General features: G+C 60.8%; 17 protein-coding genes. 10 read left to right on the top strand and 7 right to left on the bottom strand.

What is annotated here, in order from left to right:
* Nucleotides 1-25 precede the first annotated feature (25 nt).
* The 9 genes from RX328_RS18630 (at nt 26) to RX328_RS18590 (ending at nt 7,888) form a co-directional block, all read left to right on the top strand.
* The gene (locus tag RX328_RS18630) at nt 26-496 is read left to right on the top strand and encodes a (2Fe-2S)-binding protein (protein ID WP_213253354.1); all 471 of its coding nucleotides are present in this window, start codon (nt 26-28) and stop codon (nt 494-496) included.
* The gene (locus RX328_RS18625) at nt 493-2,625 is read left to right on the top strand and encodes a xanthine dehydrogenase family protein molybdopterin-binding subunit (RefSeq protein ID WP_213253353.1); all 2,133 of its coding nucleotides are present in this window, start codon (nt 493-495) and stop codon (nt 2,623-2,625) included. The genes RX328_RS18630 and RX328_RS18625 overlap by 4 nt, the downstream gene beginning before the upstream one ends.
* Nucleotides 2,625-3,332, top strand: coding sequence for a molybdate ABC transporter substrate-binding protein (locus RX328_RS18620; RefSeq protein WP_213253352.1), 708 nt, complete (start codon nt 2,625-2,627; stop codon nt 3,330-3,332). Before RX328_RS18625 ends, RX328_RS18620 begins: the two co-directional genes overlap by 1 nt.
* Before the next feature lie 125 nt (nt 3,333-3,457).
* On the top strand, nt 3,458-4,201 hold the full coding sequence (locus RX328_RS18615; RefSeq protein ID WP_213253351.1) for a GntR family transcriptional regulator: 744 nt from the start codon (nt 3,458-3,460) through the stop codon (nt 4,199-4,201).
* A 46-nt stretch (nt 4,202-4,247) separates the two neighbouring features.
* Nucleotides 4,248-5,249 carry a TRAP transporter substrate-binding protein gene (locus tag RX328_RS18610; protein ID WP_213253350.1) on the top strand — a complete coding sequence of 334 codons (1,002 nt, stop codon included), beginning with the start codon at nt 4,248-4,250 and terminating at the stop codon, nt 5,247-5,249.
* 134 nt (nt 5,250-5,383) lie between these two features.
* Entirely contained in the window at nt 5,384-5,872 is a 489-nt protein-coding gene (locus RX328_RS18605) for a TRAP transporter small permease (protein ID WP_312018061.1), read from the top strand.
* 5 nt (nt 5,873-5,877) lie between these two features.
* On the top strand, nt 5,878-7,167 hold the full coding sequence (locus RX328_RS18600) for a TRAP transporter large permease (RefSeq protein WP_213253348.1): 1,290 nt from the start codon (nt 5,878-5,880) through the stop codon (nt 7,165-7,167).
* Nucleotides 7,168-7,202: 35 nt separating this feature from the next.
* Nucleotides 7,203-7,523 carry a cyclase family protein gene (locus RX328_RS18595; protein WP_213253347.1) on the top strand — a complete coding sequence of 107 codons (321 nt, stop codon included), beginning with the start codon at nt 7,203-7,205 and terminating at the stop codon, nt 7,521-7,523.
* Nucleotides 7,524-7,534: 11 nt separating this feature from the next.
* Nucleotides 7,535-7,888: a cyclase family protein gene (locus RX328_RS18590; protein WP_312018060.1), complete on the top strand. Its 354-nt coding sequence runs from the start codon at nt 7,535-7,537 to the stop codon at nt 7,886-7,888.
* 15 nt (nt 7,889-7,903) lie between these two features.
* Here the strand turns inward: RX328_RS18590 and RX328_RS18585 are convergent, their stop codons facing one another.
* The 7 genes from RX328_RS18585 to RX328_RS18555 all read right to left on the bottom strand — a co-directional run bounded on the left by RX328_RS18585 (nt 7,904) and on the right by RX328_RS18555 (nt 14,136).
* The gene (locus RX328_RS18585) at nt 7,904-8,638 is read right to left on the bottom strand and encodes a Crp/Fnr family transcriptional regulator (protein WP_213253388.1); all 735 of its coding nucleotides are present in this window, start codon (nt 8,636-8,638) and stop codon (nt 7,904-7,906) included.
* A 62-nt stretch (nt 8,639-8,700) separates the two neighbouring features.
* Nucleotides 8,701-8,838, bottom strand: a complete 138-nt coding sequence (locus RX328_RS18580; protein WP_213253345.1) for a hypothetical protein — start codon at nt 8,836-8,838, stop codon at nt 8,701-8,703.
* 741 nt (nt 8,839-9,579) lie between these two features.
* Nucleotides 9,580-10,410, bottom strand: coding sequence for a phosphodiesterase (locus RX328_RS18575; RefSeq protein ID WP_249726711.1), 831 nt, complete (start codon nt 10,408-10,410; stop codon nt 9,580-9,582).
* A 17-nt stretch (nt 10,411-10,427) separates the two neighbouring features.
* A complete protein-coding gene (locus RX328_RS18570; protein WP_213253343.1) occupies nt 10,428-11,489 on the bottom strand; it encodes an ABC transporter ATP-binding protein in 1,062 nt (353 codons plus the stop codon).
* The gene (locus tag RX328_RS18565) at nt 11,486-12,271 is read right to left on the bottom strand and encodes an ABC transporter permease (RefSeq protein ID WP_213253342.1); all 786 of its coding nucleotides are present in this window, start codon (nt 12,269-12,271) and stop codon (nt 11,486-11,488) included. The genes RX328_RS18570 and RX328_RS18565 overlap by 4 nt, the downstream gene beginning before the upstream one ends.
* A gap of 4 nt (nt 12,272-12,275) precedes the next feature.
* On the bottom strand, nt 12,276-13,091 hold the full coding sequence (locus RX328_RS18560) for an ABC transporter permease (protein ID WP_213253341.1): 816 nt from the start codon (nt 13,089-13,091) through the stop codon (nt 12,276-12,278).
* Nucleotides 13,092-13,128: 37 nt separating this feature from the next.
* A complete protein-coding gene (locus tag RX328_RS18555) occupies nt 13,129-14,136 on the bottom strand; it encodes an ABC transporter substrate-binding protein (RefSeq protein WP_213253340.1) in 1,008 nt (335 codons plus the stop codon).
* A 132-nt stretch (nt 14,137-14,268) separates the two neighbouring features.
* Between RX328_RS18555 and RX328_RS18550 the strand changes: the two genes are divergently transcribed.
* The gene (locus tag RX328_RS18550) at nt 14,269-14,523 is read left to right on the top strand and encodes a hypothetical protein (RefSeq protein ID WP_213253339.1); all 255 of its coding nucleotides are present in this window, start codon (nt 14,269-14,271) and stop codon (nt 14,521-14,523) included.
* The last annotated feature ends 11 nt before the right edge of the window (nt 14,524-14,534 follow it).

Below are 14,534 nucleotides of genomic sequence, written 5' to 3'. Positions count from 1 at the left end.
TGCCACCAGAGAAGGCCTACCCTCGATGCCAAGCGTTCGATTTCGCCTCAATGGCGTCGAGCTGGAAATTGACGCCGATCCCGACCGCTCATTGCTCGATATTCTGCGCGGGCATCTCGGTATGACCGGACCGCATTTCGGCTGCGGCGCCGGCGAATGCGGCGCCTGCAACGTCATGGTCGGCGATCGCGCGATATCGGCCTGCGATACGCCGCTCTGGTCGGTGGCGGGCAAGGATGTGACGACAATCGAAGGGCTGGGAACGAGCGAGCAGCCGCATCCGCTGCAGCGTGCCTTCATCGCTGAGCAGGCGCTGCAATGCGGCTATTGCGTTTCCGGCATCCTGATGAGCGCGGCGGCGCTGTTAAGGCGAAATCCGTCGCCGACCAGCCGGGAGGTAAAGGAAGCGCTCGATCGCAATCTCTGCCGCTGCGGCTCGCATAATCGCATGGTACGGGCGGTGCTGCGCGCGGCCGAAGAAATGGCGGCAGGATGAACCAACGCGCTCCCTCCCCACCCGCCTTGCCGGTAAGCTTGGTAGCGAACCCGAAACTATCGTCGTGGCTGAAGTTCTCGAGCAGCGGACAGGTGACGGTTTCGCCGGGCAAGGTGGAGATCGGACAAGGCATCGTGACGGCGCTGGCGCAGATCGCCGCCGACGAACTCGACATCGATCTATCTCGCGTGCAGATGATCCGGGCGTCGACCGCCGTCAGCCCCAACGAGGGCGTCACATCGGGAAGTCTTTCCATCCAGCAATCGGGCCGTGCGCTGCGTCATGCCTGCGCCGAGGTTCGCCATATCTTCCTTCAGCAGGCAGCCGAACGGCTGGGCGTCGGTATCGAGGCCCTCCATATCGAGGACGGCATCATTTCGGGCCCCGGCAATGTCAGGACCAGCTATTGGGAACTTGCCGACGAGGTCTCGCTCGATCGCGACGCTACGCCCAGCGTAACGCCCAAGATCGCAACGAGCCGGACGCTGGCCGGCCATTCCGTCCAAAGGATCGACATTCCGGATAAGGTTCTTGGCCGACCCCGATTCATCCACGACCACGCGTTGGCGGGAATGCTGCACGGACGCGTGTTGCGTCCGGAGCATGCGCGAGCGAAACTTGAGGAGTTGAACGAGGATGGCGCCCGTGCGGTGGCCGGTCTCGTTGCCATTGTACGTAACGGCAGTTTTGCAGGAGTCGTCAGCGAGACCAAGCATGTTGCGGAGACAGCCCTCAATGCGTTGCGCAAGGGTGCGGCTTGGTCCGATGGCGAGCCGCTGCCAGACGAAAACGATCTCGCAAGCTTCCTCAAAGCGCAACCGTCCGAATCCACTGTTATCGGCAAGAAAGCTGCCGCAGCACCCGGCGCGGTGGCGCGGACCATCCGGCGGCAATATACCCGGCCCTATATTGCTCACGGGTCGATCGCACCCTCCTGTGCCATGGCGCAATGGGACGGCGATCGCGTTCATGTCTGGACGCACAGCCAGGGCGTCTATCTGTTGCGTGCCGATCTGGCGCTGGTTCTCAATCTCCCGGTCGAGAACATCACCGTTGAGCATCTGGAAGGTGCGGGCTGCTACGGCCATAACGCCGCCGATGACGTCGCGCTGGACGCCGTGCTGCTCGCCAAATCCGCCGGCGGCCGGCCGGTGCAGGTGCAGTGGTCGCGCCACGGCGAAATGTCGGATGCGCCGTTCGGCGCAGCGATGGCGATCGAGATCGAGGCCGATCTTGATGCGCAGGGCGAAATTATCGACTGGCGACATTCGATCTGGAGCAACGGGCATGTGGCGCGGCCTGGGCGCGCGGCACAGCCAGCGTTGCTGGCAGCGTTCGAACTGGAGAACCCGTTTCCACGCATGGTCTCGACCAATCCGCCGCAGGCCAACGGCGGAGGTAGCGATCGCAACTCGATCCCGCTCTATGATTTTCCTTCGTGGCACATCGAAAGCCATCGCCTGACAACCATGCCGATACGTACCTCCGCGCTACGGACGCTTGGTGGGCAGGGCAATGTGTTTGCGATTGAATCCATCCTCGATGAAATCGCGGCCGAGCGCGGCGAGGACCCGGTCGCGTTCCGGCTGCGCCATTTGCGTGACGAGCGGGCCAAGGACGTCATCCGCGCCGCGGCCACACGCGCGGGGTGGAAGCCCGAGAAGCAGCCCGGCATTGGGTACGGCATAGGCTTTGGCCGCTACAAGAACACCGGCGCCTATTGCGCTGCGATCGCCGAGATCGAGAGCGCCGAGGAGATCAGCGTCAGGAAGCTGACGCTGGCGGTCGATGTCGGCGAAGCGATCAATCCCGACGGCGTTATCAACCAGATCGAGGGCGGCGCGATTCAAGCCACAAGCTGGGTATTAAAAGAGCGCGTGCGCTTTGACCGAGAACGCATCACCAGCACGAGCTGGGCGGAATATCCGATCCTGCGCTTCAGCGAAGTGCCCGATGTCGAGGTGGAGATCATTCAGCGGCCTGATATGGATCCAGTCGGCGCCGGCGAGGCTGCCCACGGTCCGGTTACAGCGGCCATTGCCAACGCGGTGTTCGACGCGCTCGGCGTGCGGGTGCGTGATCTGCCCATCACGCGTGACAGGATCATCGCCGCGATGGAATTGAGCTGATGAGCAACCTGAATATCCTGAGCGGCGGCGCGGCACAGGGCCTGGTCGGAAACCTGACGCCGGCCTTCAAGGCGCTGACCGGCTTCGATATCGCGGGCGAATTCGGCGCAGTCGGCGTCATGGCCGACAGATTGCGCAAGGGCGCACCGGCCGACATCGTCATCCTGACTGCAGCGCTCCTCGCCAAACTGGCCCAGGAGAGGCTGGTTGTTGCCACGTCGATAGCCGATATCGGCCTGGTCGAAACCGCCCTCGCCGTTCGCGCCGGCGATCCCCAGGCCATAGCCAAGGATGCCGTCAGCTTGCGCGAGGTTTTGCTGGCCTCCGATGCGATCTTCGTGCCGGACACCAAAGCCTCGACAGCCGGAATTCACGTTGCGAATATCCTTCAGCAGCTCGGCATCGCTGATGAGGTCGCTACCCGACTCAGGATTTTTCCGAGTGGCGCGACAGCGATGCGCGAACTGGCAGCGTCCAAGGCGCGACGACCGATCGGGTGCACGCAATCGACCGAGATCATCAGCACCAAAGGCGTAACCTTGTCCGGCCCTTTGCCAGCGGGTTGCGAACTTGCAACGATGTACACGGCAGGCATCCCCATCGCCGCCGTCTATCCGCAACAAGCCCAGCACTTGATCGAGTTGTTGATCGGTGCCGGACAGCGTGAACAGCGGACACGCGCTGGCTTCATCGGCGGCCCGAATTAGGCGCCGCTCGCTGACCCAACCTTCAGATGGACGCCTCCAGCCGCACACGGCACTAAACGGGCGCGGCCAGATTTTTGTTTGTCAAAGGCTATTCATATACTAATATATCAATTGAGAAAGCAGCCATGCCCGCCCGCGCGTCGAAAAAGACGGATCCGAAGGTTCGCCGAATTGCCGCCGGCACGCGCCGCAGCGGCAGGCCGCGCGCGGCGACGGCAGCGTCCCGGATCTATTCCGATCTTCGAGCCGAACTGGTGTCGCTGCAGCGCCGCCCCGGCGAAGCGGTCTCGGAGGCGCAAATCGCGCTCTCCTATGGGGTGAGCCGCACCCCTGTGCGCGAGGCCATCCTCAAACTATCGGATGAAGGCCTGCTGGAGATCTATCCCCAGTCCGGCATCTTCGTTTCGCGCATTCCGGTCGCAGCACTGCCCGAGGCCATCATCATCCGCAAGGCGCTGGAAGAGACCACCGCCAAGCTCGCTGCGGAACGTGCGACGCCGAGCCAGATACTGGCGCTGCGGTCGATTCTGGAGCGACAGCGCGAGGCCAGCGCGGCCGGAGACAGCGAGACGTTTCATCAGGCCGATGAAACGTTTCATGCTACAGTCGCCGATGTCGCCGGCTATCCCGGAATCTGGAAATATATCCAGCAGGTGAAGGTTCACGTCGATCGCTATCGTCGGCTAACCCTGCCCCAGCGTGGGAGGATCGCGAAGGTCATCGTCGAACACGAGGCCATCCTGACCGCGATCGAGGCGCATGACGCGGAAGGCGCAAGGCGGGCAATGGAAATCCACCTCGAAAGCCTTCTCGAGAACATCTCGGCTACTCAACATATCAATCCGGAGTACTTCGACCAGCGATCTTAGAGTTCGAAAAGTCCACGAACGATAAACAAGCATCAGGAGGAACAACATGAAACGCCGCGACTTCATCAAGTTGAGCGCAGGGCTGGGGACCACCATGGCGGTCGCGACGCCGCTGTCATCGGCATTTGCTCAAACCAAGATGGTGCTGAAAGCATCGGACGTTCATCCGCTGGGCTATCCAACGGTCGAAGCCGTGGTCCGGATGGGCAAGAAGCTGGAAGCCGCCACCAATGGCCGGCTGACAATCCAGATGTTCCCGTCGATGCAACTCGGCGGCGAAAAGGAAATGATCGAGCAGGCCCAGCTCGGCGCGCTGCAGATCGCCCGTATTTCGGTCGGCGCTGTCGGCCCTGTCGTGGACGACGTCAACGTCTTCAACATGCCGTTCGTCTTCCGCAACTCCAAGCACATGGAGAAGGTGATCGACGGCGAGATCGGCGACGAATTGCTGGCGAAGATTTCCGCAAACGAGAAGACCGGCCTGATCGCGCTGTGCTGGATGAACGCCGGCTCGCGCAACGTCTATAACAACAAGCGGCCGATCCGGACCATGGCCGACCTCAAGGGCCTCAAGGTCCGCATGATGGGCAATCCGCTGTTCGTCGACACCATGAATGCGCTGGGCGGCAACGGCGTCGCGCTGGGCTTCGATCAGGTTTTCAGCTCGATGCAGACAGGCGTGGTAGACGGCGCGGAGAACAATCCGCCATCGTTCATAGCGCAGAACCATTATCAGGTGGCCAAGTATTTCACGATGACCGAGCACCTGATTATTCCAGAGCTTCTGGTCTTCTCGCGCATCTCCTGGCAGAAGCTTTCGCCTGAAGATCAAGCGCTGATCAAGAAATTTGCGAAGGAAGCGCAGCAAGAGCAGCGCGTGCTCTGGTATGAAGCGGAGAATGCCGCCATCGAAAAAATGAAAGCGGCCGGCACCGAGATCATCACCGATATCGACAAGAAGCCGTTCCAGGATGCGGTCAAGCCGGTCTGGGACAAGTACGGCGCGAAGTACGCCGCGATGGTCAAGCGTATCGAAGCGGTCCAATAGGATACGGCTCGCGAGCGGCGGAGTGGTCGGGCGACCTCCGCTCCGGCCACTCCTCCGAGCTACGGAGGCGATTTGAAGCGCCGCTACTCTCTGAGGTAAAAATGTCCAGTTTTGCGGCCGGATTCTTCCGGCGTGTGAACGATGCGGTGTACTGGATCGGCGCCGTGATCGCGTGCGTGGCGCTCGTGCTGGTCTCGGCGGTGATTCCGTGGGCCGTCTACACCCGCTACGTGCTCAACAGCGCCTCGTCATGGCCAGAGCCGATGGCCGTGCTGCTCACCGTCGGCATCACCTTCATCGGTGCGGCCAACTGCTATCGCCAGCGCATCCACATGAACATGACTGTGGGTACCGACCTGCTGCCGCCGCTGCTGCGCCGCGCCTCGCTGTTCCTCAGCGAAATATTGATGGGGGTGATTGCAATCTTCATGGTCATTTGGGGACTGCGGCTCGTTCGGACCACCTGGGATAATTCGGTGGATGAGTTTCCCTGGCTCTCGGTCGGCATCACCTATCTTCCGATCGTGGTCAGCGGCGCCATGATGCTCCTGTTCGTCATCGAACGCCTGACAATTGGCCCGCCGCCGCGCGACGGCGCTGACGCCCACGTACCGATCGAGTAATTGCCATGGATATCGCCGTTCTCCTTCTCAGCATGTGCTTCTTCTTCGCGATTGGCATGCCGATCGCCTATGCGATGGCGCTATCATCGCTGGTCGGCGCGCTCTGGATCGATTTGCCGGTCGGCGCAGTCATGCAGCAGTTGGCCAGCGGCGTCGGCAAGGTCTCGATGCTGACCATCCCCTTCTTCGTGCTGGCCGGCGCCATCATGGCCGAAGGCGGCATGGCCAGGCGGCTGGTCGATTTTGCAGCCGTGGTTGTCGGGTTTACCCGCATACGCGGCGGGCTTTCTCAGGTTAATATCCTTGCGACCACGATCATGAGCGGCATCTCCGGATCCTCGGTCGCCGATACCTCCGCAATCGGATCGGTGATGATCCCGCAAATGGCGGCGAAGGGCTATCCGCGGGTCTTCGCAACCAACGTGACCATCAGTGCCTCGCTACAGGCGATCATCGTCCCGCCGAGCCATAATTCAGTGATCTATTCGCTGGCAACCGGCGGCGTTGTGTCGATTACCAGCCTGTTCCTGGCCGGCGTGCTCCCTGGCCTGCTGCTCGGCTTTTCGCTGATGGTGCTCTGCCTCTTCTACGCCTATCGCGACAAGCATCCCAAGGGGGAGCCCGTGCCGATCCGCCAGGCCGTGAAGATGCTTGGCGACGCCATGTGGGGAATCGTAACGCTGGCCATCGTGCTGGGCGGCATCCTGACCGGTGTCTTCACGCCGATCGAGGCGGGCGCGATCGCGTGCGTCTGGGCATTCTTCGTCACCATGTTCATCTATCGCGACTACAAATGGTCTGAACTGCCGCTACTGGTCTATAAGACGCTGCAAACCGTGGCGATGGTTCTGACGCTGGTCGCAACCGCATCGTGCTTCGGCTATGTCGCCGCCTTGATGCAGATGCCGGCGAAAATGACAGAGTTCTTTGTCGCCATATCCAGCAACAAATACGTGTTGCTGATGTGGTTGAACATCATGCTGCTGGTTTTGGGGACGGCGCTTGATCTTGCGCCACTGGTGCTGATCTGCACCCCTATCCTGCTGCCGGTGGTGAAGAGCTTCGGCATCGATCCCGTGCATTTCGGCATCGTAATGCTGCTTAATCTCGGTATCGGCCTCTTGACGCCGCCGGTAGGGACGACGCTGTTTGTTGGATGCGCCATCGGCAAGGTTTCAGTCAATGAGGTGATGCGCGGCATCTGGCCGTTCTACTATGTGATGTTTACGGTGCTGATGATCGTGACCTATGTGCCCTGGCTGTCGCTGGCGCTGCCAAGGATGTTCGGGTTCTAGTTCAGGTGCCGCAGCTCGCGGCGGGGGGATTCCGCGTGAAGATCGTCGACCTCAGCCGAGAGCTCTATCACCGCACGCCAAGCTATCCTGGCCATCCTCCCGTCATGCATGGCGTCTGGAAGACCCACGAGGAATCCTTCGCCGAGTCGGGCAATGTGCACGGGCTGGCGTCGATGTTCATCTCCATGGTGGATCACGCCGGGACCCACATTGATGCCCCGCGGCATTTCGGCAAGAGCGGCATATCAATCGATGAATATCCGCTGGAAAAATGCATTGTGCCGGGTATCTGCATCGACCTGCCCACATTGCACCGCGCGCCGAGATTACGCCTGCCGATCTCGAGGCGGCGGTAGCAAAGGCCGGCGTGCCGGTGCCGAGGGGCGGCACCGTCCTGCTCTGCACCGGCCACCACGAACGGACATTCCCCCACAAGGAATATTCGACCGACAATTCCGGCGTGAACGTCGCCGCCACCGAATGGCTGGCGCGGCAGGGCGTCGTTCATTTCGGCATAGACTCGATGCGGCCGGGACCCGAGGGCAAGGTGAATGCCCTCGTCCACAAGGCCTGCCTCAACCTCGACATCACCCACATCGAGAGCCTGTGCAATCTCGAAGCGCTGTTGGGGCTTGGCCAGTTCACCTTCATCGGCCTGCCGATGAAATGGCGCGGCGGGACAGCGTCGCCGATCCGCGCGGTTGCGGTGTTTGACCTCTGAAGGAAAATGAGCGGCCTATTCGCCTTCGCTTCCGGATCCCGCTTCGGCCAGCTCACGAAGCGCCTCGGCATTCAGCACTACGATGGCCCCGTGCTCAAGGCGTACCCAATCGCGGCTCGCCCAGGCGCGCAGCTGCTTGTTGATGCTCTCCCGGGTCATGCCAACCATCTCGCTGATCTCCTGCTGGGTGACCGCGATGGTTCGACCCTGCTGTGCAGGTTTGTGTTTTTCGGACAGGCGCAGCAATGCGCTGGCCAGCCGCCCCGGCAAATTCTGCAGGATAATCTGCTCGACCTGATCGCTGGTCCACCGCAACCGCTCGCAGAGCAGTTCGATGAACTTCATCGCCAGCGCCGGTTGCTCCTTCACAAAAGGAATAAATTCGCGCCTATCGATGACGAATAGCTCGCAATTGGAGTTTGCGATGGCATCGGCCGAGCGAGCCCCGCCGTCCAGCAGTGCGATTTCGCCAAAGATTTCGCCAGGTTCGATGATGTTCAGGATCGCGCTGCGACCATCGGGCGAGGAAATACTCATCTTCACCGTACCCGAAATCACCGCGTACAGGCTGTTGCCGGGGTCCCCCTTGGAGAACAGCGTAGCCCCCCGCTTCAATGTGGAGTGTTTGGCATAGCGGCAGAGCTGCTCGAATGCCGTAGGCTCGAGGTCGGCAAAAAACGGGTGCTTGCGCAGCACCGACAGTTTGCTGTTCGAAAATCCGTGAGCTTCACCCGTCCTTTGTTGAGGCACGATAGTCAAACTCCAGGGAATACGGGATTGCAACCCTTCCGTAATCAACGCGGGCCGGCTTTTCAACCGGAAAGCACCTGGGCGCGTCGATTTGGTGGCCGGACGGCGAAAACGATGCCCAGCGTTAACGCTCCAAGAACCGTGGAACCTGCGACAAGATAGTACAGCCAATCGAGCTGGGCCACCTGCTGCTGCAGCATCCATCCGCCGGCCAATACGATAGCAACCCTCAACAGGCTGACAAGCAGCGGAGCCGTCGCCCGTCCCACCCCTGATAGGCGGAAAACAGTACCACAAATGCGGCCATGAACCCGTAAACCAGGCGCTCGTCGCGTAAAAATAGCCGGACGCCGCAAGGACAACTTCCTCGATGTGGGTAAAAAGTCCTGCGATCGATAGTCCCAAAAACGCAACGCCCTACTATCGCAAGAATAGCCGCCGCCAGCAAACAGGAAACAAGCGTCACGCGACGTGCGCGTGCCTCCAGACCGGCGCCAACGCAGGTCCGACCATTGTCGTCGTGCCAACGCCGAGGGCGAGTACCATGGAAGAAATAAGAAGCTCGACGCGAGCAGCCAGCCATAACCGGCCAGCGCCTCAATACCGAAGTGCGCGACATAAGCCGTTATTACGATCAGGGCGACGTTGGAAACCAGTATTATTGTCGGCCATCTTTTGGGTGACGATCCGCGCCGACGTCGACCGCACTTGCCGCAGCCAGCGGCACGATCATCTTGATGGGCCGGTCCGGATAGCTTGCTTGGGCAATCGCATGATGGTTCAGGAGTAAGGCGAGCGTTGGAATCACCAGGTGAAGCGGCCGCATCATTTCCCCCAAAAAACATGAACGGTACAAACCTCAGGATTGCAGCGCAATTTTTGGGAAGATTGCGCCCGATCTTCGGCCTATGCAATCGGGACGGCCGAGGACTGCTGCACGGCTACAACAGCTTCCCATCTGGCCCAAAAAACGGGTGTGGGCCGTCGAAGGTGCCTATCGGGATTTGATGCGTTACGACAGTGCCGAGTCCCTCGCCCGGAAACCAGCTATGAAGGTGGAAGGCGGGCGGCTCCACCTTGAAGGAAGGTTCGCGCAGTTCGGCCAGATCGAGATCGACGGCATGGTTGGGGGCGGGACAGATCGTGGTCGGCACGCCCGCAAACATGGTCAGCGCTGCGCGGTGGACATGTCCGGTTGCGATCAATTGCACGCGGGGATGACGGCGCACGATGGGCGCGAGTTCGCTTGCATTGATGAGGTTCTGGCGGTCCATGTGCCAAATGCCCGCCTTGAACGGCGGATGGTGCAGAAATAGCAGCGCAGGCCGGTCGGGCGACGAAGCCAGCATCCCGTCAAGCCATTGCAACGTTGGCCCATCAAGTTCGCCATGCGGCTTTCGGTGTACGCTCGAATCCAGCAACAGCAGATCGAGCCCGGCGACCTCGATCTTCTGATTGAGCGGCCCGGATACGAAGGCATACGACGCGGAAGGAAACGCGGCCCGCATCAATTCGCGCGAGTCGTGATTGCCGGGAATGCCGGCGAACGGAAGCTTGAGTGGCGCCAGCAGCCGATTGAGATATTGATATTCCTCAGCCGTCGGCGTATCCGCCAGATCGCCGGAGACCACTACAAAATCGGGCGCAGGCCTGAATTCGTTCAGGGCGGCAATGCAACGTTCGAGCGCCTTTGCAGTATCCACCTTGCCATAGGCAAGTGCTCCCGGCGGCTTGATGTGCAGATCAGAAATCTGGGCAATATGAACAGGCATTGGCAACGTCGACCTTCTCAGCATTCGGGCGGCAACAGACGGACGGCGTCCGGCGAAATCGATAGCCCGATCCGCTCGCCAGCCTTGGCTTGAACCGTATTCGGCGCATCGACGGTGAGCAACCTGCTGGAAGCGCCGCTGACGACCAGCCGCTGCCTGTCACCAATAAAGCTGACGCTGTCGATTATGCCTGAAAGCAGCGCGCTTTCGGCTTCCACCAGGCGTATGGTCTCGGGGCGGATCATCGCCACTGCGGCCGGTCTATTTGCATCGCCGTCAATCGGCTGTCGTCCGCCCGGCAATACCAAGTGACCATTCTCGATGGCCGCCTCGACGATGTTCGCCGCGCCGATGAATTCGGCGACAAAGCGACTGTTCGGCGTGAAGTAGATCTCACGCGGCGTGCCGATCTGGGCAATCGTCCCCTTCTGCATGACCACGACACGGTCGCCGAGCTCCATGGCCTCGGACTGATCGTGCGTGACGTAAATCGTGGTGATGCCGAGCGCGCGCAGCAGGCGGTTCAGCTCGCCGCGCAGCCGGTCGCGCAGGGCGGCATCGAGTGCCGTCAGCGGTTCGTCGAGCAACAGGATGCCCGGCCGGATCGCTACCGCGCGTGCCAGCGCCACGCGCTGCCGCTGGCCGCCCGAAAGCTGGTCGATGCGTCGGTTCTCCAGCCCGGAGATATTGGTCAGCGCCACCAGTTCGGCAATGCGCGCCGTCCGCTCCTTTTCTGGAACGCCGCGGATCTTCAATCCATAGCCGATATTATCGGATACGGTCATATTGGGGAAAAGCGCATAGGACTGAAATACCATGCCAACGTTGCGCCGCTCGATTGGCACCGCCGTCATGTCCTTGCCGTCGAACAGCACCCTGCCGCCCTTATCGGGCACTTCGAGCCCCGCGATGATGCGCAGCATGGTGGTCTTGCCGCAACCGGAGGGGCCGAGCAGCACCAGCGTTTCACCAGGGGCGATCTCGAGCGTTGCAGGTTCGAGCGCGCGCGTTCCGTCGGCAAAGCTCTTGCCGCAGGCCTCAATAAGCACCGAGGCGCCGTGTCCGGCCTGCGCAGTCATCTCTTCTGTTCCTTCTCGGCAAACAATTGCATGGCGACCAGCAGTGGAATGATCATGACAAAGAAGACCAACGTATAGGCCGAGGCGACCTCCAGCCGCATCGAGGCGTAGCTGTCAGCCAATCCGATCGGCAGTGTCTTGGTCAACGGCGTGTGCAGCATCCAGGTCAGGTTGAACTCACCGAGCGACAACGTCACCACCATCAGGCTGCCCGCCAATATCCCCGGCAGGGCATTGGGCATGATCACGTCGCGGAAGCGCCGCCACGGCGATGCGCCGAGCGACGCCGCGCCCTCATCGAGCGTCTTGATGTCGACAGTCGCGAACACGGCCATGACCGATCGCACCATGAATGGCATGGTGAAGATGACATGTCCCACTAGAATGAACAGCCAGGAGCGGCGAAAATCGCCGAAGCCGCCGTAGGTCAGCAGCAGTGCCAGCGCGATGGCAAGGCCGGGGAGCGCCAACGGCAGGGTGATGATCTCCTCGATGATCCGCGACAGGCGCCCTCCCCGCACATGCAAGGCATAGGCGCCTGGAACGCCGACGACGAGCGTCACCGCAAGAGTTGCAAATGCAACCACGAAGGAAAGCAGGATAGTGCCAGCATAAAGCTCCCATACCTGCACAACCCATTGCAAGGTTACGCCAGATTGGATGCCGCGGAAGTAGTTCACGGTGACGCCGGCGGAGATCGACAGAATCGCGGGCACCGCTAGGAATCCGGCTACCAGCAGGGTGAAGATGAACTGGCCGATGAAGATCAGGCGATCACGCATGGTCTCATCCAGCCGCCGCAACGGCACTTCCGCTGAAGGAGCGGGCGAGCGCAAGAATAAGCCAGGTAATGATGCCGAGCCCGACCGATAGCGCGGCCGAGATAGAGAAATTCGCGGCCAACGTGAACTCGGTGTAGATCAGCATCGGCAGCACGTCGATGTTCGTTGCCAGCGTAAATGCCGTTCCGAACGCCCCCATCGCGGTCGCAAACGCAATTGCGCCAGAGGCAACGAAAGCCGGTGCCAGGGCCGGCAGGACGACATCACGCTGCACTGCCCAAGGGCTCGCGCCAAGCGAGCGCGCGGCTTCTTCCAGGCCTGTATCAAGCTTCTGCACCGCGGCCATGATGGTGAGAATGACGCGTGGGATGGAGAAATAAAGATATCCGAGAAACAGCCCGTAGATCGAATAGGCAAAGACGAGCTTCTCGCCAAACACACGGTTGGAGAAATCGCCGATCAGACCCTGTCGCCCGGCAAGCAGAATGATCATGAAGCCGACCACCACGCCAGGAAACGCCAGCGGAAAGGTCAGCATCGCGATCAGGACAGAGCGGCCGGGGAAACGATGCCGCTGCAGGAACATCCCCGCAACCGTCGCGACGAAAAGGGTCACGACGGTGGTCGCGGCGGCGAGCAGGACCGTATTGCTGAGGGTCGCGCGGTAACGAGGCTCGGTCAGGATCGCGAGATAACCCGCCGGCCCCTGCGGGCCTTCGGCGCCGGTCAGAACGAGCCGCGCCATCGGCAGCAGAAAGAACGCCACCGTCACCGCCGCGAGCGGCAGCAGGCACAACCAAACAAAAGACCTATGTGACATCAGATGGTAGCGCCCCCGCGAAAGGCGCCATATTGCCTCAGCGAACCTCGGCGAGATAGCGATCGACAAAGCCTTTTTGCATGTTTTCCATCTGGCCCCAGTCGACGTTCTTCGCACGCGCATATTCGCTGTCAGGCAGGAATTTCTTCTTCACCGCCTCGGGCAGGTCGATCGGCCGCGCCGGCCGAAGGTAGGCGTTGGTCCAGATCGCCTGTCCCTTGTCCGACAAAAGATAGTCCAGCACCTTCTTGGCCTTGTCCCTATTGGGCGCGTTCTTGATGAGGCCGACGACATAGGGAAACATGACCGATCCCTCGCAAGGAATTACGAATTCAAAATTGCCCTTCTCTGAGTATTTCGCGCGATAGGCGTTGAAATCGTAGTCAAACAGGATCGGCATCTCGCCAGAGACCACGCGGGCGTAGGAAGTCTGCTTGGGAACGATCGGGTCGTTCTTCCGCAGGTCCTTGAAGAAGTTGATCGCCGGATCGAAGTTCGCTTCGGAGCCGCCGAGCGCCAGATTGATCGCGACCGCGCCGACATACCCGACTGCAGCTGACGACGGATCGAGATAGCCCACCATGCCCTTATAGTCGGGCTTCAGGAGATCCTTCCAGCAGGCCGGCACCGGCTTGCCGCCAAGCGCGTCCTTGTTCACGAACAGGCCAAGCGTGCCGGAATGAATCGTGGTCCAGTATCCGTCGGCATCCTTCAGGCCGGCGGGGACCTGGTCCCATTTCGCCGGCTTGTAAGGCTCAAGCGCATCTTGCGCCTTGGCCTTCATACCAAAGGTGACACCGAAATAGCCGATATCGCCCACCGGGTTATTCTTCTCGGCAAGTATTTGAGCAAGCGCTTGGCCGGAATTCTTGTTGTCGTGCGGGATATCATAGTTGAGGTCGGCTTTGATGGCCTTGAGCATGGAAGCCCAGTCCGCCCATTCAGGCGGGCAATTGTAGCAGATGACGTCGGCCGCTTTGGCGGATTGCCAGGGCGCGATTAGCAACAGCGCCAGCAAGGCAAGAACAAAACAGGCGGTCTTCATAGGGCACTCCGGGTTAGGGCGGCAACTGACGATCTCATCACTAATCGGTGTGACGTATAGGCCGCGTATGAAGGTTTTGCGACACAGCGTTTTGCTATCCAGCAAACCTGCGCGCCTAGCGATATGCATTTCATGAAGAACAACTCCTATCCCTACGGCATTCGAGACGAAGGTCGGCGCGCCACGGCGCTGATGGCAGAGCAGCGCTACGATCCACCGAAAATCCATACCCACTCATTTCCGCTGGCCGATCTGCCGACCGCGCTGCGATACCCGCGAGCACGTCTAAGATGCGATCAATGTGGTTGTGATCAATCGGCACGTGGGGGCGATCGCGAGTGCGGCAGCCGGATGACGCGGACGGCCATCACCGTCCGTCCTTCCTGATCAAACTTATC

This window comes from Bradyrhizobium sp. sBnM-33 (assembly GCF_032917945.1).
Classification (GTDB): domain Bacteria; phylum Pseudomonadota; class Alphaproteobacteria; order Rhizobiales; family Xanthobacteraceae; genus Bradyrhizobium.
The sequence above is the reverse complement of the archived record's forward strand: the minus strand, read 5'-3'. Positions and strand labels throughout refer to the sequence as shown.